The organism is Flavobacterium aquiphilum (genome assembly GCF_027111335.1).
GTDB lineage: Bacteria > Bacteroidota > Bacteroidia > Flavobacteriales > Flavobacteriaceae > Flavobacterium > Flavobacterium aquiphilum.
In genome coordinates, this window is sequence record NZ_CP114288.1 from 4,317,872 (window position 1) to 4,340,215 (window position 22,344).

A 22,344-nucleotide genomic window follows, 5' to 3' on the forward strand; every position below is an offset into this window, starting at 1 on the left:
AAAACCTTGACTGACCAATAGTTTACTTCGCTTCTTTAATCGTCAAATCCGTGTCATAATACAGAATATAAACTCCTTTGTTCGAATATCCTCCATCCGGATTTTTGTGATATTCGAACTTATTTTCGACTTGTTCCGTTATCATCGTCTCGGCAGTTTCCTGATAGGTTTTATCCTGCGACAAACGCATCATGGTATCAAAAGTAATATCAAAACCACGAATAGCATACGAACTTGGATTTACCTTATTTTTCTTTCTGTAACTCTGCATGAATAGCTGAGCTTCAGGCGAATTATTTTCACGGGTTGCCGAAGGATAGAGCAAATGCAATTTGGTCAAATTCTCAAAACTAACTTCATCTGTATCCAAAGTCTCATTAGGTTCCAAAATAACCAATTGCACCTGATAACCATTGGCCATAGCCCAAAGCATCGTATTTATTGTGTACTTCACCATCCCTGTATTGGCAGATTCTAAAATAACGTAATTCATCCTGTCCTTTACCAATAATTTCTTGAAATTCTCCACATCCAAACCTCCTGTTGGAGTCAGCGGAGCTATTTTCACCGCTTTTTGATTCTCCAAAATATACTTTCTGATTGTTTCTCTTTTCTTGTCGATTACCGCAACCAAATTACCTTGTTTTGCATTCATAAAATCAAACATGGCTGTTTTCATCACCGATGTCGGTACAATAGACTGATACAAATTAGCTATCGGGTTTCCGGTATCTTTGGACAAAGGAGAAATTACAGGCACATTATTTTGTATAAACAGATTCGCCGTTTTTTCAACATTATTTTGGTAAAATGGCCCTACAACTGCATCTGCATCTGCAAGATTGTTATCACTATAAATAGAAGCAACATTGGATGCTGATTTTGTTTCGTTGGAATCAAAAATTTTCACATTCATCGAAACACCAACTTGCTTTGCCGAGTCTATCGCCATCAAAGCTCCTGAATAAAAATCCAAAGTCATATTCAAAAACTTATCATTATTCAGTTTATTAACCGTTGAAGTAACTGTATCCGTACTGTTTTTGGCAAAATTAAAAGGGAACAACAACACTAGAGTCTTTTTATCCTGACTGCTTTTTTTAGTCAATACAACTTTCTGTTTTGCTGAATTAACCGCAATCTGATTTGATTTTGAAGGCACTTTCAAGATCATTCCTTCTTGCACACCAACAGACAAATTCGGATTCAAATCGATTAATTGCTGTTGTGTCAATCCAAACATTTTGGATAAACTGTAAAATGTTTCTTTGGGTTTTACCGTATAATCAATATAATTTATCGGTTCAGGAGTACTTACAGCGACATGCTTTTCGGCAGGAATAACAACTTTTGCAAGAGCTTCTTTTGCAACTGCTTTAGGTCTATTCCCCTTTATCAATAGCTCGTATCCAACAGGTAAATTGGGAACAATTTCAGGATTTTTTCGTTCCAATTCTTCAACTGTAATATCATATTTCTTAGCAATCGAATACTTGGTTTCTTTTGATTGTACCGTATGAAAAATTGGAGCATTTGATACTACTGAACTTGTGACAGGAACATTCGCTTTTACAGCACTTTTTGAAGGTATATTCAAAACCATGCCTATCTGCAAACCGTTTTTCTCAAGATCCGGGTTGGCTTTTTTCAAAGCCTCATCACTTAGATCGTATTTTTTTTCAATTCCAAATAAAGTCTCTTTCGCAAGTACCGTATGTGTTTTAGCCTGTTGCACCAGTGGTTTTGATGGAACCGCATTTGTTACCGGTTTTACCGGAGCGGCAACGCTCTTTGTAGTGCTCACACCACTTCTAGGAATCAACAAAATGGCATTAGGCTTCAATCCATTTTGTGCGTCTGGATTGAGTTTATAAATCTCGTAAGGAGTAACTTTAAATTTCTGAGCAATCTGTGCTACTGTTTCTCCTTTTCCAACTATATATTTTTCAATTTTTTCTTGTGAAAAACTAGTGGACACCGAAAATAAAACAGTACAAAGTATTACTGAAAAATAGTTCATATTAATAGGTTTCATGTGTGTTATAAATTTCAGCAAAAATACTGTGTTTATAGAAAGAATTACTTCTGGGTTTGTTAATTTATTCCTTAATTCAAATTATTCGGAAACTACATTCGCAACAAATACTTTTTCAAAAAGAGGTTTTCCTTGCTTCTGAATACACTCATATTGTGCTTCTTCTTTGGTTGCAAACATTTTAGAATAAACATAATAGGAAAGTATGTTCATATTATAGAAAAAGTTAGCCTCCAAGGAACCCAAATCAGTCAATTTCCTGATAAAAGAATCTCTGGCACCAGCTTCCTGAAAATTACCCAATACAATATAATAGCCCGCTTTTGCTTCTTTTATACCTTCAACTTTTTCAATTTTGACGGATTTAACTTTGGTTGGTTGCTTAGCCAATTCTTTTTTAATTTGATCCAAAGTCAACGATTTGGCAGCTACAGCAGTTTTAGATTGCGCTTCGTGTGCTTTATTCTGATAACTTTGATTTTTTAGTTTGGCCAAATTATCATCGAACATTCGAGCTTCTTTGCTGTAAAAAGTTGCCTTACCGATGTGTAATCTCAATTCTGACTTACTTTCCCTGTTTAACGAATCAAGCTTAGTTATCAACTTCAAATTATTCAAATCACGAGTGCGTTGTTCCATTTCCATGTTTTTCAAATCAACCGTCGTCAATTTTACAACCTTTGTTTCAACTTTGGTTTTACTGTTTTCCCTGATGCTTTTCTTGTATTCCTGATTTTCTTCGACAACAATTCGCTCGGCTTTGTCCATCAAACCGGAATATACTTTTCTGTTTTCAGCTAATTGTTTTTTCAGTTGTTGGGATAATTCATTGGTTTTTTGAATATTTTCATTGGATATCTTTTGCAAACGAATTGATTCGTCAAGATCTACCAATTCTGTTTTTTTCAATTCATTCAAATCTTTGTTCATCGTATTCACCAACGAATCCAATTTTACCAAAAGAATTTCCTGTATTTTTTTATTGGCATCCAAAACCATTTTAAGTTTTTCAGATGAACCTTCTTTGGTATTATCGATTTCTTTTAAATTCACCAAAAGACCATTTACCTTAATTACCTTCTGATTGATTTCTTCCTGCAAAACCAATTTTTGTTTTAAGCTATTGATCTCTTTTGCACTGGCTTTCGATTTTTCGACTACAACTTGTTTTTCTGCCAATGCAAGCATCAACTCTTCATTTTCATTGGTTGGTTTTACTTCTTTCACGTTAATAGCCAATCTATTTCCTTCTGTCAATCCGTTTACAATTTCAGGATTTTGGGATTCCAATTGCTCTACGGTAATTCCGAATTGTTTCGCTATCGAGTACTTGGTTTCTTTGGCTTTCACCACATAGAAAACAGTTTCAGAATTGATTACTCTCACCCTGCCGTCAAGCGTTTTCTTTTTGTTCGGGATTTTAATTTCCTGACCAACTTGTAAACCATCTTTTAATATAGCCGAATTGGTTTTATCCAAATCTTCCACAGACACATTATACAATCGGGCAATACTGAACAATGATTCTTTTGGCTGAACCAAATGCGTATTTTTTGCGGAAGCGGAATCCGGCTTTTGTATATCTTCCTGTGGAATTATTAATTGCTGACCAACTTGCAATCCATTGGCAAGTGCAACGGCATTTGCATTTTGAATCTCCTCAACTTTGACATTATATTTAGTCGCCAACCCAAACAAGGTTTCTTTTGGGGCAACTGTATGTGTAATTGTATTTTTGGGTTGAGGGAGTAATTCCGGAATATTCAGCATTTCATTTTCTGCTATTCCGTTTTGGGCTTCTGGATTTAGTCTGTAGATTTCAGACGGAGTAGTGTTGTAGTTTTTAGCGATTTGGGGGATGGTTTCGCCTTTTAAAACTTTATGTTTTGTTGCTGATTGCTGTCCAAAAGAGGCATTTGAAACAAAAGCAACAAACAAAAAAATTCTTAAAAATTCTTTCATAAATAAGTAGGTTTAAACAATTAAGTCGTTACAAATGTAACGACTTAATGTTAAAAAAATTATATTATTCCCACTCAATTGTTGCTGGTGGTTTTGAACTTATATCATAAACTACACGATTCACACCTTTTACTTTATTGATAATTTCATTGGATATTTTCATCAAGAAATCATAAGGCAAGTGTACCCAATCTGCGGTCATTCCGTCAGTAGATTCTACGGCTCTTAAGGCAACTACTTTCTCATAAGTACGCTCATCACCCATTACTCCAACGCTGTTAACTGGAAGCAAAATCGCTCCGGCCTGCCAAACTTTATCGTATAATCCCCAAGATTTCAATCCGTCGATAAATACTTTATCCACATCCTGTAAAATTTGAACTTTCTCTAAAGTAATGTCTCCCAAAATTCTGATGGACAATCCTGGCCCTGGAAAAGGATGTCTTCCTAATAACTCAGGATCAATTCCTAAAGTTGCTCCTACTCTACGCACTTCGTCTTTGAAAAGCATACGCAAAGGCTCAACAATTTTCAATTTCATATAATCCGGCAAACCTCCTACATTATGGTGTGATTTGATAGTTGCCGATGGTCCTTTTACAGAAACCGATTCGATTACGTCAGGATATATAGTTCCTTGGGCTAACCAAGTAACATTTTCAATTTTATGGGATTCATCATCAAAAACTTCGATAAAGGCATTCCCGATTGCTTTTCTCTTTTTTTCAGGGTCAGTAACACCTGCCAAGGCATCGTAAAAACGTTGAGAAGCATCTACTCCTTTTACGTTCAATCCCATTCCTTCGTATTGATTCAAAACACTTTCGAATTCGTTTTTACGAAGCAATCCGTTATTTACGAAAATACAATATAGGTTTTTACCAATCGCTTTATTCAATAAAACCGCAGCTACTGTTGAATCCACACCTCCTGAAAGACCTAAAACAACTTTGTCATCTCCGATTTTCTCTTTCATTTCGGCTACGATTTCTTCAACGAAAGCATTTGGTGTGAAGTTTTGAGGAACGTGGGCTATTTTTACCAAAAAGTTTTCCAACATTTTTGTTCCTTCAGTAGAATGGTAAACCTCTGGATGGTACTGAATAGCATAAGTTGTTTCACCTTCAATTCTGTACGCAGCAAATTCTACATCATGTGTGCTGGCAAGTTTTACTCCATTAGTTGGTAAAATTTTAATACTGTCGCTATGGCTCATCCAAACTTGGCTGTTTGGAGTAATCCCTTCGAAGAAAACTTCATCTTCCTTAATATAGGACAAATTCGCTCTACCGTATTCTCTGGTATTCGAAGCGGCTACTTCACCTCCACTAAAATGAGACAAATATTGTGCTCCATAACAAACAGCTAACATAGGGAGTTTACCTCTGATTTGCGACAAATCCGGGTGCGGTGCATCTTCTCCTCTAACCGAGAATGGACTTCCACCAAGAATTACGGCTTTATAACTTGATAAATCACTAGGAATGTGATTGTAAGGGAAAATTTCGCAGAATATATTTAATTCGCGAACTCTACGCGCAATAAGCTGTGTATATTGCGATCCGAAATCTAAAATAAGTACGTTGTGTTGCATGCGCAAAAATACTTTTTATATTTTGATTTCAAAAATTGAATTTCGAAAAAAAAATATTTTCTTTTTTAACTAAAAAACATCAAAAATTTAAAGTCCGAGACTATATTTGTCGCCAGACTTTTTTGGAAAAACTAAAGAAATCTTGTTTTTATCATTAGCCCCACAAATGAAAATCAATTTTTTTAACAGATAATAACCCAAACATTAGTACGTTATATCCTTTGAACAAAAACCTACAAACATGAAAACAAAAACAATTGTAATTACATCTCTTATTTTACTATTAACTATTGCGTGCAGTGAAGTGGATAAATTATTGACATTTACCATTTCTGAAGAAACCTCATTCAAAATAGGTGTGGGAACGTCTCTTAACACTCCTTTTGAAGTCCCAACTCCTGATGTTACAACTAACTCTTCTGCCGAATTCAAAAACAACAATACTAGTGCTGATTTAGTCAAAAACGTAAAATTGAAAGAATTAAAACTAACCATCACTGATCCTGTCGACAAGACATTTAGTTTTGTCAAATCGGTTCACATGTACATTTCCACAAATTCTTCGGATGAAATCGAATTGGCTTATCAAGACAATATCAGCTCGACTTCGAACACAATTAATTTAACATGTACAAGCCAAAAATTGGATAATTACATTAAAGCGTCAAGTTTTAAAATACGCACATCAGTAACCACAAAGGAAACCTTAAGCAAAGAAGTAACGGTTAAAGCAAATATGAATTTTGAAGTTACAGCTGATCCGTTTTAATAGACTGTAAATAAAGAAAACGAGGCTACCTCAAAAGGGACAGCCTCGTTTTTTTTTATATAAAATTTTAATCTTTGACAATAATAATAGACGCTTTAAAACCTGTTCCAAGATTCCACTCACTGGCTGAAATCAAGTTTTTCTTGTCATCATAGATTCTGAATTCGGCAGTATTAGGGCCACTATCTCCCTGGTTTAAAGCTTCAAAATCAATTTTATTGAATCCTTTTTTTAAAGTAATTTCAAAACCTTTAAAATTACTATCCAAATATACTTGGTGCTGAATAACCTCTCCATTCAAATACACCCTAATTAAATCGCCATCTACATATTGGGCATCCCTATACATTACTTTTGCCGATTCGGAAGTTGTCTTGTAAGTTCCTAAATTTTGATTACGGCGGTAAGCAATTCCTTCCTGACGGTCGGTTTTCTTATTCAATCTATCCCTTACTTCATCTCCCGGATTTATAAACTCGTCTTCCTTTGGAAGCATCGAAATCTCACTCTTAATTGTTGGTCTATACTCAGTAACCGGATTAGGAGACAGCGGGTTTGGGTTTTTATAAATATTAGGAGGGATAATCCTAGAAGTATCTACCGGCGGAGGTGTATTTTTCTTTTCTTTTGGCTTTATATTAACTGGAGGAATCCCTTTGAACTTACTGTTAAACTCTATCTGAGCATAAGTACAAGTGGCAAAACCAATAAGAAAAATTAAAAAAATTTGCTTCATAGTTTCAAAAAAGTAGGTTTCTATCTTAAAACATTTTGGCCAAAAATAAAAAAACAGCTATAATAAAATCACAAAACTAATATAATTTATTCCTCTTTAGCTGTTAAGATATTCTAAATTTTGAAAAACACGAAGATTAACATTCACTGAATAGATATGATAAATTAAAACATCTTTATTTTTTTGTTATAAAAAGCGAAAAACAATCCCCATTCAGGCCTCTGAAGCAAAAGCAAGCCTTTTATTAATTCTAATTTTTATAAATTGCACCCTTTTAAGGAAAATCTATTCTTTAAACAATTAACAAAAAACTAAATAATATTATAATGAAAAGAGAAAACATCCTTACAGGGTCACCATGGGAAGATAAAATGGGATATTGCCGCGCGGTTCGTATTGGAAATATCATCGAAGTATCAGGAACTGTTGCAATAGTTGACGGAGAAAAAGTAAAAGCTGATGATGCGCACGCTCAAACCCTAAATATATTGGAAAGAGTAGAAAAAGTATTGGAAGATCTTAACGTAGGAATGAAAGATGTAATCCGTACCAGAATTTTCACTACTGATGTTTCTACATTTGAGGCCGTTGCAACTGCTCACGCAAAATTCTTTAAAGACATAAAACCAACAACTGGATTTTACGGCATCAATCAATTGGTAGCTCCTGAATATTTGGTTGAAATTGAATTCACCGCTGTTGTATCAGAATAGTTCAAAAAACACTACGTTTGTAATACTTTTATACAAAACATTATTTAAAGTATTATAATTGATGGATTTTGAAAGAATAAAAAAAACAATGCTTATCACGCTCAAATGGATTTCTATTTGTTGTTTGATAGGCATTTTTTCTGGATCGGCATCAGCATTTTTCCTGGTCTCTTTAGAATTTGTAACCCAAGTCAGAAATAATCACAATTGGATTATTTGGCTATTGCCAATTGGAGGTTTGCTTATAGGATATCTCTATTTTTATTTTGATCCCAAAATCACAAAAGGCAACAATCTTTTATTGGAAGAATACAATAAGCCCGAAAAACGAGTTCCTTTCATGATGGCTCCACTGGTCTTGTTTGGAACATTGATTACTCATCTTTTTGGAGGATCGGCGGGACGTGAAGGAACTGCTGTGCAAATGGGTGGCGCGATTGCCGATTTATGTACTTCAATTTTCAAACTTAATCATTCCGAAAGAAGAACCTTAATGATTCTGGGAATCAGTGCGGGTTTTGCCTCGGTTTTTGGTACCCCGTTGGCAGGAGCCTTATTTGCTTTGGAAGTTGTCTTTTTTCACAAAATTAATTTCAGAAGTATTGTCCTTTCTTTTTTGGTAGCCTACATTGCTTATTTTACGGTTGAATTCTACGAAATAAAACATACGCATTACAGTATTCCATCGGTTCCAAACATGGATTTTACAGCATTATTTTGGATACTCATTGTTAGTGTTTTATTTGGCCTTGCAGCCTTACTTTTTGCAAGGAGTACTCATTTTTGGGGAAAATTATTTTCTAAAACCATTAAATATCCCCCTTTAAGACCTTTCATCGGTGGAATCGTTTTGTCCGTTACGATTTATTTCATTGGCACAACAAAATATATTGGATTGGGTGTACCAATGATCGTTGACGCTTTTTCTATTCCAAATGCACCTTATGATTTTCTTTTAAAAATTCTTTTCACCGGATTCACTCTTGGCTGCGGATTCAAAGGTGGCGAAGTAACTCCGCTCTTTTTTGTCGGAGCAACATTAGGAAGCGCTTTATCAGTTGTAGTTCCTTTACCAATTGCCTTATTGGCCGGAATGGGATTTGTAGCTGTGTTTTCGGGAGCTACCCACACACCTATCGCTTGTACGATCATGGGAATGGAACTTTTTGGTATCGAAAGCGGTCTTTATATTGGGATTGCCTGCATTATTGCTTACTTCTTTTCGGGTTCAGTTGGAATCTACAAATCACAGATTTTGAAAGGCCCAAAATCCATTTTATACCAAAGTATTCGAAAAAAAGGACTGAAATATTTCTAAATCAGAATTCGTTATAATTATCTAAAAGCTTTCAACTTTTAGTTTAAAAAATGTATTTTCGCAATCTTATGAATATACAAGACATACAAGCGATAGAGTTACTATTATCAACTCCTAAAAAAATTGCGATAATTCCGCATCGAAATCCAGATGGAGATGCTATGGGTTCGACATTAGCATTATACCATTTTTTGCTAAAAAACAATCATTTTCCAACAGTGATTTCTCCAAACGTTTTTCCCGATTTCCTAGCTTGGATGCCTGGTTCTGAAAACGTAAAAATCTACGAAAACAATAAAGAAGTTTGCACAAAAATCCTTGAAGAAGCAGAACTGATTTTCACTTTAGATTTCAACGCACTTCATAGAGTTGGTGAAATGGAACAAGTCTTGAAAAAACTTACGGCTCCGTTCATAATGATTGACCACCATCAAAGCCCGGACGATTATTCCACATACACTTATTCGGATGTTGCTTATGGTTCGACTTGCGAAATGGTATACAATTTCATTGTCTTTTTGGGCAAAAAACAAGACTTGGACAAAACAATCGCTACTTGCATTTACACCGGAATCCTAACGGATTCTGGTTCGTTCCGATTTCCGAAAACCACAGGAACAACTCACCGCATCATTGCCGATTTGATTGACCTTGGAGTAGAGAATTCTTTAATCCCAACACTGTTATTTGATAATAGTTCTTATAACCGCTTACAGCTATTGGGTCGTGCTTTGCAAAACATGAAAGTAATGGAGGATCATAAAACGTCCTACAGTTCATTAACACAAGAGGAATTAAACAGTTTTAACTATGTAAAAGGAGACACCGAAGGCATTGTTAATTATGGTTTAAGCATAAAAGGAATCGTTTTTACCGCTATTTTTATCGAAAATAAGGATGAAGGAATTATCAAAATTTCCTTCCGCTCGCAAGGTAATTTTGATGTGAATCAATTTGCAAGAGAACATTTTAATGGAGGTGGACACATCAATGCTGCCGGAGGAAAATCAGAAGTTTCAATGGAAGAAACATTACATAAATTTGAAAATCTAGTACAAAAATTAGAAATATAACAATCAACAATGTCGCCTCAAGCAGTTACTTAAAGGCGAAGCAATTATGCCCCCATAATAAACTATAACTTATGAAGCATTTTAAAATAGTATTAATCCTTTTTTTTGCAGCTGTTTTGTTAACAGGTTGCAAACAACATCAGGAAGCCAGAAGACCGATTTCACAATCTTCAGGAAGCTTCATGAAACAGTCCATTGCCCGAAATAAAAAATTAATTGCCGGTGAAGAAGATCAAATCGAAGCGGTGATAAAGAGCGATCCATCAAAAAAATACATCGCTTCCAAAAAAGGATATTGGTACTACTATGAAACCAGAAACCTTGCTGACAGCCTTACTCCAAAAAAAGGAGATATAGCCTTATTTGATTACGAAGTAAAAGATTTGAAAGGCAATATTATCTACTCTCAAGAAGAATTGGAACCACAAGTCTATAAAGTGGACAAACAGGAAATCATGATGGGATTGAGGGACGGAATAAAACTTATGCGAAAAAAAGAAAAAGTACACTTCCTTTTTACTTCGCATATGGGATATGGATACCATGGTGACAACAACAAAATTGGAACCAACCAGCCTTTATTTTGTACAGTAACGCTTAGAGACTTCATGCCTGAAGCGAAATACAATCCGCAAATTCAAGCCAATGCTGTTCCAAAAATAAAACCTACGACAAAAGACACGATAACAAATTAATACGAAATGAAAAAGTACATTTTAATTGCAATAGTTCTCATTGCAACTTTAATTTCCTGTAACAAAAAATACAGCAATCTCCCTGACGGATTATATGCCGAAATTGAGACAAACAGAGGAAGTATCTTGTTGGAATTGGATTACAAAAAAGCCCCAGTAACAGTTGCCAACTTCATCACTTTGGCAGAAGGAGATAATGATTTTATTGTTAATGATACTTTAAGAGGAAAACCTTTTTACAATGGATTGAAATTTCACAGGGTAATCAAAGAATTTATGATACAAACCGGAGATCCATTAGGAACGGGATCTGGAGATACAGGTTACAAATTTAAAGATGAATTCAGTGATTTGAGATTTGACAAAGGCGGAATATTGGCGATGGCAAATAATGGACCTGGGACCAACAGCAGTCAATTTTTTATCACTCATTTAGAAACGCCTTGGTTAGACGGACTGCACACTATTTTTGGGCATGTTGTAAATTACGATTTGGAAGTAGTCAATAAAATCGATCAAGATGATTTTATAAAAAGTGTAACTATTATCAGAAATGGTGAAGATGCCAAAAAGTTTGATGCTAAAAAGACTTTTTATGATTATTTCAAAATAGAATCAGAAAAACAAAGACAAAAAATTGCTGCTGAAGCTGCAGCCAAAAAAGAATACGAAGCCAAATACAAAGCTGTTTGCGATCAAAAAATAGCTTCCTTTGCCGAATTAAAGGAGAAATCTACAAAAACGGCAACGGGACTTCGATTTGTAATTACCAAAAAAGGTGCAGGTAAAAAACCAGTTGCAGGAACAACAGTTTATATTCATTATGCAGGATTCCTTGAAAATGGTATTTTATTTGATACAAGTGAAGAAAGCACAGCTAAAACTTTTGGAAAATTTATCCCTGAAAAAGCAGCTGCCAATCAATACATTCCAATCCAATTTCAAGCCGGAAGCAAGTCTGGTTTGATTCCTGGTTTCATCGAAGGAGTTGATAAAATGGCTATCGGTGACAAAGCGACACTCTTTATTCCATCATATCTTGCCTATGGAGAAGCAGGTGCTGGTGATGTTATCCCACCAAATGCCAATATCATTTTTGAAATTGAACTAATGGATAAAATGTCTAATTAACTTTTCTTTAAAACCCGACAGGTTTTAAAAACCTGTCGGGTTTCCAAATAAAAACAACAATCAAACAAACCAATAATTTGCTAAAAAATGAAATCTAAAATCACATTACTACTCTTTTTAGGATTATTTAATTTATACGCACAAACTCCAAAAAAGCTAGTTCCCGCAAAAAAACCTGCAGCGACAGCGACGGCCGTAAAAAAAACACCAACACCTAGTGAAGGTATTTTTGCCACTATTGCAACAAACAAAGGAAATATCACTGTTGAATTATTCTACAAAAAAACTCCTGTAACAGTTGCGAATTTCATAAGCTTGGCTGAAGGAAAAAATCCATTTGTAACCATTGAGAAATTTAAAGGAAAACCTTTTTTCGATGGCTTGAAATTTCATAGAGTTATCAAAGATTTCATGATACAAGGTGGAGATCCAAATGGCAATGGTTCTGGTAGTCCCGGCTATTCGTTTAAAGATGAATTTACTGATTCAAAATTTGACAAAGCAGGAATCCTAGCCATGGCCAACTCTGGTCCAGCAACTAACGGAAGTCAATTTTTCATCACACACAAAGACACTCCATGGCTTACCGGAAAACATACTATTTATGGTCAGGTGACACAAGGAATGGATGTTGTGAATGCTATCGCACAAGATGATGTTATTACAAAAATCACCATCACCAGAAAAGGTGAAGCTGCCAAAAAATTTGATGCTGTAAAAGTGTTCTCTGATTATTACAGTAACAAATCAGTTGAAGAAAAATTAGCCGCTGAGAAAGAAGAGAAGGAAAGAGCTGCTAAAAATGAAAAAGCTTTAAAAGAATTTGCCAACGGACAAACAACAGCTAGTGGCCTTAAATACATTGTTCTGAAAGAAGGAACTGGTGCTACGCCAAAAATCGATAGTAATGTAAAAGTACATTATACAGCTTCTTTTGTAGATGGAACTGTTTTTGACAGCAGTATTCAACGTGGAGAACCAATTGATTTTAATTTGAATCAGGTAATTCCGGGTTGGACTGAAGGTGTACAATTAATGAAAGAAGGGGCAAAATATAAATTTTATGTTCCTTATAAACTTGCTTATGGAGATCGCGGTTACCCTGGTGCCATTCCTCCAAAAAGTGATTTAGTCTTCGAAGTAGAATTGATTAAGATTAATACGGAAACAACAAAATAATATCGCGACCAAAATTGCATGTAGATTATTTTTAGTGTTCAGTTTCAACCGTTATCGAAACTGAACACTAAAAAACTTAATACCTAACACTACTTTTTGAACTTCCAGTCAAATTCATCTTTGTCGTTGATTATTGCCCCTATTTCAAATTTAACAACTTCACCAAATTCGACTTGAAGGATAATCCAATTTTCTTCATTGAAGTAATTTTCGAAAGTATCAAATTCATCCAAAGTAAATTTGGTTATCCCTTTTTCAGCTAAATCCTTTTTTAAATCAGCTATTTTTCGGCTGATGATCTTATAACCAAATAGTTCCAATTCTGGACTTGAGGCCACTAAATATCCGAGTTTTAAATCCTCTTCTTCATAAAAAGTCAAACGGATTTTAAGCTCATTATAAACAAAAATCACATTATTATCTTCGTCTTTGTAATTTTTGTCAGGTTTGCCATAAACAGCAATAACATCATTTTGTTTCATTCCGAAAATGAGTTTATCAATTCCGTTTTTTGGATTTATTTTCATGCGTTTTGATTTATTAATTTCTATCTCATGCAAAGGTATTCTTTTTTAAAATACACGTTTATTAATTTGAATATTCAATATTAGCCACGAAGCAATAAAAAAAAGTCAAATACTACAAAAAACTTTTTATCGATAAAAAAAACACTATAAACCAACTATTTATTAATTTGGTATAATTATTGGGCTCTGACGATACAATATATTCTATTTAAAGGAAACCATAAAAAGCTACAAAAATGAATGTACTTCCTAAACTAAACAAATGGATGTTATACCTATTGGTTATAGGTAACTTTGTCTTTAGCCAAAATCAAAATTCAGAACCAGTAGCTGCACTAAAAATCAAACTTCAGAAAACAAATGTTGATACAGTCAAAATCAACATCTTGAACAAAATCGCCACAAGCTACCGTTATTCCAATGCGCAAGAAGGATTAAAATATGGTGACACCGCATTATCATTGGCTAAAAATATAAGTTGGAAAAAAGGAATTGCTGAAGCAAATGAGAATCTCGGAATTTGTAACCAAACGCTATCGAACTACAATCAAGCTTTAGTGCATTTGCAGAAAGCATTACAATTATATAAGCAAATACATAAACCGACATCTGAATCTGCTACGCTCAAAAACATAGCATTTGTTTATTCGGCTCGAAAAAAATATCCGGAAGCACTTTCTTATTTTGAAAAAGCATTAAAAATCAATCAACTCAGCAACAATAAAGTATCAATAATCTACAATTTAAATGATATTGCCGATGTTTATTACAAACAAAACAATTATTCAAAATCACTTGAATATTACAATGAATCCATTAAGCTAAATAAAGAAATCAAAGACAATAATGGTTTAGCCTATTGTTTCACCCGAATTGGCAACATCTATTCGATAGAAAAAAATTACCCAAAAGCGGTGAATTATTTCTCAATGGCATTAAACAAATACGACAAAAGTCAAGTCGAAAACATTGACAATACTCTTAAGCAATTGAGTGATACTTATATTTTAATGTCCAAGCTGAATACTATAAATAAAAACAAATATATAGCTCTTTCAAAAAAGGCATTGGTGCAGACATCAACAAATAAGCAACAATATTCACAATCTTTGAACGCATTGCAAGAATCTCTTCAAAAAGCAACCGCAGATACTACGAAAATCAATATTTTAAACAGACTGGCCAGCAGTTATTTTTACACTAGTCCAAAAGAAGGAATTCCTTATGGAGAAAAAGCCCTAAAACTGGCTCAAAAAATAAATTGGAAAAAAGGAATAGCTAAGTCATATAATTCCCTCGGGGTTTGCCAATGGGTACTTACTGACTACTATAAAGCTATAAACTATTTTTACTTTTCGTTGTCTGCATACGAAGAACTAAAAGATCTCAATGGAATTTCCGAAGCTTATAACAACTTAGGATTGCTGAATATTGAAATAAAAAAACACGATCAAGCCTATAAATATTTCAATAAAGCATTTGAAATAAACAAAAAAACAGGCAATAAAATATCAATGGTTTATAACTTGAACAATATTGCCTCGGCTTATTATGATCAAAAAAATTATACCAAAGCCCTTGAATATTATACCCAATCAAAAGAACTAAACCTTTCTATGGATGATTTAAATGGTTTAGGATATTGTTATTCCAAAATTGGACAAATCTATACGGATCAAAAAGAATATGCAAAAAGTCTCGATTTTTTCAAAAAAGCCTTAAACAGTTACGACAAAAGCCAAAACTATAATATTGGAAATAACTATTTGGCAATGGGAATCACCTATTATAAAATGGCTTTGGATAATCCAAACAATAAAAAAAAATTATTATCACAATCAGTCAAATATCTTAATAATGCCGCAAATATATTTTCGGAAAAAGGTATTGCAGACCGATTAGGAAAGTGCTACTTTGAACTTTACAAAACCAAAAAAGAACAAGGTGATTTCAACGAAGCTTTAATCTCTTTTGAAAAACATATAGCCATCAAGGACTCGTTGTTTTCGAATGAAAATCAAAACAAATTAAGCAATCTTCAATCTAAACGAGAAATTGAATTAAGAGATAAACAAATCGAGATTCAAAAACTAAAAATTCATAGTGCTTCGAGAAAAGTGTACCTGCTGGTAACAATCACAATTTTTGTTGCAATCCTTCTTGTTTTATTTTTTTGGTTGTACATATCAAAAAGAAACACAAACCAATTGCTTTTGGATAAAAACGAAGAAATATCAAACATCAATAAACAAAAAGACAAATTCTTCTCCATCATTGCACATGATTTACGAGGACCTTTTATAGGTTTTCTCGGATTGACCGAACTCTTGGCCGAGGATATTGACGAAATGGGTAAAGAAGAAATTCAATTTGCAGCTACCAATATGAGAAATTCGGCCAAAAATTTAAATGCTCTTTTGGATAATTTACTCGAATGGTCCAGAATGGAACAAGGATTAATTCCGTTTTCACCAAAAGAAAATAATTTGGACGAAATTGTAAAAGAATGTGTGAAACCGCTACTTGAAAATGCTTCCAAAAAAAACATAACCATCGAAACAGACATCGATAAAAACAACAAAATTTTTGCCGATCACCATATTCTGCAATCAGTGATTAGAAATATTTTATCTAATGCATTAAAATTTACCCCAAAAGGAGGAAAAGTAAAAATAAAAGGTTCTGAAGATCAAAAAAACACGATCATTTCAATAACTGATACCGGAATAGGAATGGATGCCAAAATGATTGAAAACATATTTAAAATTGACACTAAAACCAATAGAACCGGAACTGAAAACGAACCAAGTACAGGATTGGGATTAATATTGTGCAAGGAATTTATTGAAATACATAACGGAAAAATCTGGGTAGAAAGTATTGAAAATGTTGGTACTACTTTTCATCTCAGTTTTCCTCACGCTATTTCATAACGCAAAATCCATAAACCACTAGTAATTATTTGACAATAAAGACAATTTTGACTTTAAATTTTCTTTAACCTCTGCAAACCATTCATCTTTAAGGATACTCAATATGATACTGTCTCGGCGAACATCGCTATCTGCCGTTGGCATGTGGCTTCGCATAACACCTTCTACTTTACAACCGATGCTTTTCATTGCGGCTATACTTCGTTGATTATTATTGTCGGCACGAAATTCTACACGCTCCATTCCTAATGTTTCAAAAGCAAATTGAAGCAAAAGATACTTACAGTGTTTATTGAGTCCTGTACCTCTAAAATCTTTCCCGTACCAAGTATAACCTAATTGAAGAGTTTTGAACGGTAAATTGATATCGTAAAAACGTGTACTCCCCGCGTATTTTCCAGTTTTCTTATCGAGAACTATAAAAGGGAATTCTTTCTCGCTTTCTCTGGCTTTAATCGCTAACTGAATATAATTTTCAAGGTTTTCTTTTCCATTGGCACGGACTAATGAATATTCCCAGGTTTCGGGTTCATTGAGTGAAATATCCAATAGATTTTCTACATCGGTTATTTGTAGCGGACGAAGCAGAACCATTTCATCTTCGAGTACAATGTTTTGTGGGAATTGAAAAGTAGCCATTATTCTTTTTTTTACAAATTTAAAATAAAGACAAAAAAAGCTGTAAAGAGATTTACAGCTAATTCATTCTTAACAAAAATTTTATTCGTTCATTTCGTCGTAACGCACGGGAACTTGCGGGTCGTAAAGCGGACATTTGAATTCTTCCAAAGTATCAACCAAAAGGTTCATAGTTTTACCTTCCGTTCCATAACAATCTATTTTGATACTTTGAGGAGTGCTTATTACCTGAAAAGCTCCTTTGCCCTTGGTATTTTTCCAACTGTTTTCATCTACTTTTTCCCAATTTGAAAAAACTGATTTTATACGATTCAAGATTACCTGAACAGGAAGTATTTCCAACCCTTCTACTTCTTCTTGCTCCACTAAAGCTTCATAAACCAAATGATGGTTAAGATAAATTCCTTCCTGATATTGCCAAAAAAGTAGTTCGTACATTTTTAAAAAGTTTAAGGGTTTAATTGTTTAAAAGTTTAAAAAAATACTAATCAACGATTAAACTTTTAAACTCTAGACTTTTAAACATTTTTAATACTCGAAAGTTCCGTATTCGCTTGTAATTGTAAGCTTTTTAGAATCCGAAGCTTCTACTCTTCCCACAATTTGTGCATCAACGTTGAATGATTTTGAAATAGCAATAATATCGGCTGAGATAGCTTCCGGTACATATAATTCCATTCGGTGTCCACAGTTAAATACTTGGTACATTTCTTTCCAATCTGTTTTGGATTGCTCCTGTATCAATTGGAACAAAGGTGGCACCGGGAATAAATTATCTTTTATAATGTGCAGATTTTGAACAAAATGTAAAATTTTAGTCTGTGCTCCTCCACTGCAATGCACCATTCCGTGCACATCTTCAGAAGTATATTTGTCTAAAATTTTCTTGATTATCGGCGCGTAAGTTCTTGTTGGTGAAAGTACTAATTGTCCAGCATCGATTGGTGAATTGGCAACAGCATCGGTCAATTTTACCTGACCTGAATAGATCAATTCATTTGGAACGGCAGCATCAAAACTTTCAGGATATTTATTAGCCAAATATTTCTCGAAAACATCATGACGGGCAGAAGTTAGTCCGTTGCTCCCCATACCTCCGTTATATCCTTTTTCGTAAGTTGCCTGACCGAAAGAAGCCAGACCAACAATAACATCACTAGCTTTTATATTGGCATTGTCAATTACTTTTGAACGTTTCATTCTGGCTGTTACGGTAGAATCTACGATAATAGTTCGCACCAAATCCCCAACATCGGCAGTTTCGCCACCTGTTGAATGAATGGTCACACCAAAAGAATTCAACTCGTTTATTAACTCCTCAGTTCCATTGATAATAGCTGATAAAACTTCGCCCGGAATTAAATTTTTATTTCTTCCTATAGTTGACGAAAGCAAAATATTATCAGTTGCACCTACACACAATAAATCATCGATATTCATGATTAAGGCATCTTGGGCAATACCTTTCCAAACCGAAATATCTCCGGTTTCTTTCCAATACATATAGGCCAATGACGATTTTGTACCGGCACCATCAGCATGCATAATCAAGCAATAATCTTCGTCCTGAGTTAAGTAGTCAGGGACGATTTTACAAAATGCTTGAGGGAATAAACCTTTGTCAATATTTTTAATAGCATTATGCACATCTTCTTTGGATGCAGAAACACCGCGTTGCGCATATCTTTTTGAAGTATCTGAACTCATTCTTTTAGTTGTGTGTATATTGGGCAAAGATAAGTTTAAAATTTAAAGTTTAAAAATCAATTTCAATTTCAGAAATCAATCCCAATTTCAATTTCAAAAATCAACTTCAATTGAAAATCTTAATCCTAAAATTCTAATTCTCGATAATTTCTATTTCTACGCGGCGGTTGGCTTCTCGTTCCGCTTCGTTTTTCTCGGGTATGGGGAACAATGGTTTTGTAGCTCCGAACCCAACAAAAGTCATTCTGCTTTTCGAGATACCATTAAATTCCAAAAATTTGCAAATAGCTTTGGCCCTTTGGGTACTTAAATCCCTATAATCTTTTGTAACACAACAAATATGTCCCTGAATCTGTATTTTTAAATCAGGACAGTTTTGCATCACGGTAAGCAATTCGAACATAACCGATCTGGATTGTGGCATTATTGCAAAAGTATCTACAAAGAAATTCATGCTTTCCAGTTTGAGCTTCTCCCCTACATTGGCCATACTGACTTTTCGCATAAAGATGGTATCAATCTTAATGCTAGAAGTAGTACCATCAGGGTTTTGATAAACATAAATATCAGGAAATTTAATTTTTGGCTTTTCCTTTTGCACTGGAATATCCTGCTTTTCGGCTATTATTTTTTCTTCATTAGCAAAATCACTTGGCAAAATATAATACAGGGTAACTTTTCTGTTTTCGGCTTTAATAGGAGACAAAGTATGTAATTTACCAAAACTTCTCGTTTTGAAATCTTCCCTAATTTTCACTTTGTTCTTTATAATATTGTAAACGTAATTAATTCTCTTTTTGGCTAAAGTATCATTATAACCAACAGTCCCTACTTCATCGCAAAAACCATAAACCCCAACAACTTTTACTTCTTTATTTGTGGTTAACCATTGATTCAATTTTGCCAGCTCTTCCTTTTGCAAAACAAACTTATCGCTATCAAAAAAGAACGAAACTTGTTCCTGCGCAAAAACATAAGAAACCGTAAAACTGAATAGCAATGTGATTAAAAACTTCATGATTTGGGGATTTTATCTTTCAAATTTACAATAAAACTTAATTGTTTATCATAAACTTGAATTAATTAAAGCTGAACTTAAACATGAATATCTTTAAAATTGTGACGTTTGGCATACCGAATCATTTGAGTAAATGTTTCATCATCCAGCGTTGGTATTTCCAGAACACCATCAATAACTGCTTAACTGGCACAAGTAACCTAATTCTTATAATTACTTGATTTTTAACATTTTAACAAAAATACAACATTTACAAACACCTGTTAATCAATGATTTAATTAAAAAACTTCTAAGGAAAAGAAATTACTTATTTTTCTTTAGGAAGTTTTCTCTTAACTTTAAGTAAAAACTAACGTAACTTATTAATTTTCAGAGTTATGAAAAGCATTATACTCTCCAATTTCCATCCAGTTTTAGTTGGTAAATTGCTTGAGCAGGAAAAGCTTAACCAATATACCAAATTTTTATATTATCACTTTCAGAATCTCCCAAAATTGGACGAATTGGGAAATATTGATACTGATAATGAATTAGTTCATTTTGGCACTATTTCGGCCGAAGTGGACAAATATTCAGTTAGTTCTGAAAATATTAGTAGTAGGCAATGCATAATTTTTGAAGAGGTTGAAGCTTTTATTGACAATATAATGAAAATCACCTCTCCATCTGAATATCATTTCCCAAGTGGCTTTGAAGTCAAAAAAGGAAATTCTTTTGGCCCAAAAATTGAAGTTCGAATGGAATGGTTTAAAAGAAAAATGGGATATGTATTCAATCAATTTTATACCAAAACAGCTACTAAGCCTGAAAATCTAATACACGTTACCTGTTCCGGTTATTCTTCTCCTAGCGTAGCACAAGAAGCGGTAATCGAAAGAAATTGGAATACGGTTCAGGTCACACATTCCTATCATATGGGGTGCTATGGCGCTTTCCCGGCTATTCGTACAGCAAGGAGTTTAATACAGGCAAGTTCAGAAAATGGAAGAGCTGATGTGGTTCATACGGAATTATTGTCTGCTCACTTGAATTTGACTGAATATTCAGCTGCAAATACAATGATTTGTTCACTTTTTGCGGATGGTTTTATAGGTTATTCTTTGTACGAAGAAAAAACATTCATGGACGATAAGAGTATTCTGGAGAAAAAAGGACTCCGCATATTAACTTCTCACGAGGTTATCATTCCAGATTCATTAGAAGATATGTCTTGGGATTTGGGAGAATACAATTTCTTGATGACACTTTCTAAAAGAGTTCCTGTTTTTATTCGCAAAAATATTAAATCCTTTTTAACAACTCTTTGTTCTAAATACGGCACTAATCTCGATGAAGAAAAGTCCAAAATGCATTTTGCAATTCATCCAGGCGGACCAAAAATTATCGATTATGTTGTGAGTGAACTTGGCGTTTCTAAAGATCATGCCAGATGGTCTTACGAAGTGTTGCGTGTGCATGGAAACATGTCCTCAGCAACAATCCCACATATTTTTAATGAAATCATAAACGATCCAACAATTAAAGCAGGTACAAAAGTGGTGGCAATTGCTTTCGGCCCCGGACTAACAGCTACAGGATTACTACTTGAAAAAATCTGATTTTTATGAGATTTGGCAAATACAACTGAAAACTAACATAAAAGGAAACTAAAAAAAGACTTTTTGCTCTGCAAAATATTAACAGGTAATTACCACATATTCAACACATTAATTCTTTTTATAATTGAATCAACATGTAGTCATATTCTTAATCTAGATGCGTTTTATCGTTAATAATTAGTTTTCATCCATATTTTGTTTTTTTCTTAAACATCTTTTTCTTAATTGAGTAACTTTGAGTCTAACTTTTAATTTCAGGATTGCTCTTAAAAGAAAATTGATTTGATTATCTGAAACAATATTTAATTTGAGAATAAATTAGCGGATTATTATTGGTTTAAATAATTAATCCTTCAAGATAGTGAACTTCAATTTGAAGTTATTTGTGTTTAGGATATTATTCTTTAAATTATTTCCAACTTATTTTACCTCATTAACATTATATTAAATTTTGAATTTTTTTGAATTAAAATTAGCCCCTCTTAACTAATTTTGAAAAAAAAAGAATCTCCGATTGCTCCCCACAATAGAGTATCCTTTGATGATTGTAAACTTCATAGTCTTTTTTGAAGTAGGGTTCGCGATTGTAAACTTGCATTATCACAAATACAAGGGAAACAAGACTTAATCATTTTTATTTATTATTTAAAATCGCTTTATACTTATTAATTTTTTTTTGGCACTAAATGAATATAGCGTTATTCTACATAACATAA

The 22,344-nt window shown here is 33.8% G+C and carries 18 protein-coding genes; 9 read left to right on the top strand and 9 right to left on the bottom strand.

Features of this window, described 5'->3' with window-relative positions:
• Nucleotides 1-22: 22 nt before the first annotated feature.
• The 3 genes from OZP12_RS17475 to guaA all read right to left on the bottom strand — a co-directional run bounded on the left by OZP12_RS17475 (nt 23) and on the right by guaA (nt 5,591).
• On the bottom strand, nt 23-2,035 hold the full coding sequence (locus OZP12_RS17475) for a LysM peptidoglycan-binding domain-containing protein (RefSeq protein WP_281226366.1): 2,013 nt from the start codon (nt 2,033-2,035) through the stop codon (nt 23-25).
• Nucleotides 2,036-2,116: 81 nt separating this feature from the next.
• A complete protein-coding gene (locus tag OZP12_RS17480; RefSeq protein WP_281226367.1) occupies nt 2,117-3,997 on the bottom strand; it encodes a LysM peptidoglycan-binding domain-containing protein in 1,881 nt (626 codons plus the stop codon).
• 64 nt (nt 3,998-4,061) lie between these two features.
• Entirely contained in the window at nt 4,062-5,591 is a 1,530-nt protein-coding gene (gene guaA / locus OZP12_RS17485) for a glutamine-hydrolyzing GMP synthase (RefSeq protein ID WP_281226368.1), read from the bottom strand.
• A gap of 241 nt (nt 5,592-5,832) precedes the next feature.
• On the opposite strand from guaA, the gene OZP12_RS17490 reads away from it, so the two are divergent.
• Complete coding sequence (locus OZP12_RS17490) at nt 5,833-6,360, top strand: hypothetical protein (RefSeq protein WP_281226369.1); 528 nt, start codon at nt 5,833-5,835, stop codon at nt 6,358-6,360.
• Between the two features lie 67 nt (nt 6,361-6,427).
• On the opposite strand, the gene OZP12_RS17495 is transcribed toward OZP12_RS17490, so the two are convergent.
• Nucleotides 6,428-7,096 carry a hypothetical protein gene (locus tag OZP12_RS17495; RefSeq protein WP_281226370.1) on the bottom strand — a complete coding sequence of 223 codons (669 nt, stop codon included), beginning with the start codon at nt 7,094-7,096 and terminating at the stop codon, nt 6,428-6,430.
• 326 nt (nt 7,097-7,422) lie between these two features.
• Here OZP12_RS17495 and OZP12_RS17500 point away from each other — a divergent pair, with 326 nt between their 5' ends.
• The 6 genes from OZP12_RS17500 to OZP12_RS17525 all read left to right on the top strand — a co-directional run bounded on the left by OZP12_RS17500 (nt 7,423) and on the right by OZP12_RS17525 (nt 13,205).
• Complete coding sequence (locus tag OZP12_RS17500) at nt 7,423-7,809, top strand: RidA family protein (protein ID WP_281226371.1); 387 nt, start codon at nt 7,423-7,425, stop codon at nt 7,807-7,809.
• A gap of 61 nt (nt 7,810-7,870) precedes the next feature.
• On the top strand, nt 7,871-9,127 hold the full coding sequence (locus OZP12_RS17505; protein ID WP_281226372.1) for a voltage-gated chloride channel family protein: 1,257 nt from the start codon (nt 7,871-7,873) through the stop codon (nt 9,125-9,127).
• Between the two features lie 68 nt (nt 9,128-9,195).
• A complete protein-coding gene (locus OZP12_RS17510) occupies nt 9,196-10,200 on the top strand; it encodes a DHH family phosphoesterase (protein ID WP_281226373.1) in 1,005 nt (334 codons plus the stop codon).
• A gap of 71 nt (nt 10,201-10,271) precedes the next feature.
• Nucleotides 10,272-10,895 (top strand): gliding motility-associated peptidyl-prolyl isomerase GldI, encoded by a 624-nt coding sequence (gene gldI, locus OZP12_RS17515; protein WP_281226374.1) that lies wholly within the window; start codon nt 10,272-10,274, stop codon nt 10,893-10,895.
• A 6-nt stretch (nt 10,896-10,901) separates the two neighbouring features.
• A complete protein-coding gene (locus tag OZP12_RS17520) occupies nt 10,902-12,026 on the top strand; it encodes a peptidylprolyl isomerase (protein ID WP_281226375.1) in 1,125 nt (374 codons plus the stop codon).
• Nucleotides 12,027-12,113: 87 nt separating this feature from the next.
• The gene (locus OZP12_RS17525) at nt 12,114-13,205 is read left to right on the top strand and encodes a peptidylprolyl isomerase (protein WP_281226376.1); all 1,092 of its coding nucleotides are present in this window, start codon (nt 12,114-12,116) and stop codon (nt 13,203-13,205) included.
• A gap of 89 nt (nt 13,206-13,294) precedes the next feature.
• Here OZP12_RS17525 and OZP12_RS17530 read toward each other — a convergent pair whose 3' ends face one another.
• Nucleotides 13,295-13,732, bottom strand: a complete 438-nt coding sequence (locus OZP12_RS17530) for a hypothetical protein (protein ID WP_281226377.1) — start codon at nt 13,730-13,732, stop codon at nt 13,295-13,297.
• 236 nt (nt 13,733-13,968) lie between these two features.
• Here OZP12_RS17530 and OZP12_RS17535 point away from each other — a divergent pair, with 236 nt between their 5' ends.
• Nucleotides 13,969-16,665 (top strand): tetratricopeptide repeat-containing sensor histidine kinase, encoded by a 2,697-nt coding sequence (locus tag OZP12_RS17535; RefSeq protein ID WP_281226378.1) that lies wholly within the window; start codon nt 13,969-13,971, stop codon nt 16,663-16,665.
• Between the two features lie 18 nt (nt 16,666-16,683).
• On the opposite strand, the gene OZP12_RS17540 is transcribed toward OZP12_RS17535, so the two are convergent.
• The 4 genes from OZP12_RS17540 to OZP12_RS17555 form a co-directional block, all read right to left on the bottom strand.
• Nucleotides 16,684-17,304, bottom strand: a complete 621-nt coding sequence (locus OZP12_RS17540) for a GNAT family N-acetyltransferase (protein ID WP_281226379.1) — start codon at nt 17,302-17,304, stop codon at nt 16,684-16,686.
• Between the two features lie 81 nt (nt 17,305-17,385).
• Entirely contained in the window at nt 17,386-17,742 is a 357-nt protein-coding gene (locus OZP12_RS17545) for a hypothetical protein (RefSeq protein ID WP_281226380.1), read from the bottom strand.
• Nucleotides 17,743-17,832: 90 nt separating this feature from the next.
• Nucleotides 17,833-19,011 carry an AIR synthase related protein gene (locus OZP12_RS17550; protein ID WP_281226381.1) on the bottom strand — a complete coding sequence of 393 codons (1,179 nt, stop codon included), beginning with the start codon at nt 19,009-19,011 and terminating at the stop codon, nt 17,833-17,835.
• Nucleotides 19,012-19,144: 133 nt separating this feature from the next.
• Nucleotides 19,145-20,029, bottom strand: coding sequence for an OmpA family protein (locus OZP12_RS17555; RefSeq protein ID WP_281226382.1), 885 nt, complete (start codon nt 20,027-20,029; stop codon nt 19,145-19,147).
• 378 nt (nt 20,030-20,407) lie between these two features.
• Here OZP12_RS17555 and OZP12_RS17560 point away from each other — a divergent pair, with 378 nt between their 5' ends.
• Nucleotides 20,408-21,628 carry a 3-oxoacyl-[acyl-carrier-protein] synthase III C-terminal domain-containing protein gene (locus tag OZP12_RS17560; RefSeq protein ID WP_281226383.1) on the top strand — a complete coding sequence of 407 codons (1,221 nt, stop codon included), beginning with the start codon at nt 20,408-20,410 and terminating at the stop codon, nt 21,626-21,628.
• Nucleotides 21,629-22,344: the final 716 nt, after the last annotated feature.

What these genes read in the sequence shown, in the direction of transcription:
- OZP12_RS17475 (WP_281226366.1), bottom strand. Translation starts at nt 2,035, where the DNA reads ATGAAACCTATTAATATGAACTATTTTTCAGTAATACTTTGTACTGTT.
- OZP12_RS17480 (WP_281226367.1), bottom strand. Translation starts at nt 3,997, where the DNA reads ATGAAAGAATTTTTAAGAATTTTTTTGTTTGTTGCTTTTGTTTCAAAT.
- guaA (WP_281226368.1), bottom strand. Translation starts at nt 5,591, where the DNA reads ATGCAACACAACGTACTTATTTTAGATTTCGGATCGCAATATACACAG.
- OZP12_RS17490 (WP_281226369.1), top strand. Translation starts at nt 5,833, where the DNA reads ATGAAAACAAAAACAATTGTAATTACATCTCTTATTTTACTATTAACT.
- OZP12_RS17495 (WP_281226370.1), bottom strand. Translation starts at nt 7,096, where the DNA reads ATGAAGCAAATTTTTTTAATTTTTCTTATTGGTTTTGCCACTTGTACT.
- OZP12_RS17500 (WP_281226371.1), top strand. Translation starts at nt 7,423, where the DNA reads ATGAAAAGAGAAAACATCCTTACAGGGTCACCATGGGAAGATAAAATG.
- OZP12_RS17505 (WP_281226372.1), top strand. Translation starts at nt 7,871, where the DNA reads ATGGATTTTGAAAGAATAAAAAAAACAATGCTTATCACGCTCAAATGG.
- OZP12_RS17510 (WP_281226373.1), top strand. Translation starts at nt 9,196, where the DNA reads ATGAATATACAAGACATACAAGCGATAGAGTTACTATTATCAACTCCT.
- gldI (WP_281226374.1), top strand. Translation starts at nt 10,272, where the DNA reads ATGAAGCATTTTAAAATAGTATTAATCCTTTTTTTTGCAGCTGTTTTG.
- OZP12_RS17520 (WP_281226375.1), top strand. Translation starts at nt 10,902, where the DNA reads ATGAAAAAGTACATTTTAATTGCAATAGTTCTCATTGCAACTTTAATT.
- OZP12_RS17525 (WP_281226376.1), top strand. Translation starts at nt 12,114, where the DNA reads ATGAAATCTAAAATCACATTACTACTCTTTTTAGGATTATTTAATTTA.
- OZP12_RS17530 (WP_281226377.1), bottom strand. Translation starts at nt 13,732, where the DNA reads ATGAAAATAAATCCAAAAAACGGAATTGATAAACTCATTTTCGGAATG.
- OZP12_RS17535 (WP_281226378.1), top strand. Translation starts at nt 13,969, where the DNA reads ATGAATGTACTTCCTAAACTAAACAAATGGATGTTATACCTATTGGTT.
- OZP12_RS17540 (WP_281226379.1), bottom strand. Translation starts at nt 17,304, where the DNA reads ATGGCTACTTTTCAATTCCCACAAAACATTGTACTCGAAGATGAAATG.
- OZP12_RS17545 (WP_281226380.1), bottom strand. Translation starts at nt 17,742, where the DNA reads ATGTACGAACTACTTTTTTGGCAATATCAGGAAGGAATTTATCTTAAC.
- OZP12_RS17550 (WP_281226381.1), bottom strand. Translation starts at nt 19,011, where the DNA reads ATGAGTTCAGATACTTCAAAAAGATATGCGCAACGCGGTGTTTCTGCA.
- OZP12_RS17555 (WP_281226382.1), bottom strand. Translation starts at nt 20,029, where the DNA reads ATGAAGTTTTTAATCACATTGCTATTCAGTTTTACGGTTTCTTATGTT.
- OZP12_RS17560 (WP_281226383.1), top strand. Translation starts at nt 20,408, where the DNA reads ATGAAAAGCATTATACTCTCCAATTTCCATCCAGTTTTAGTTGGTAAA.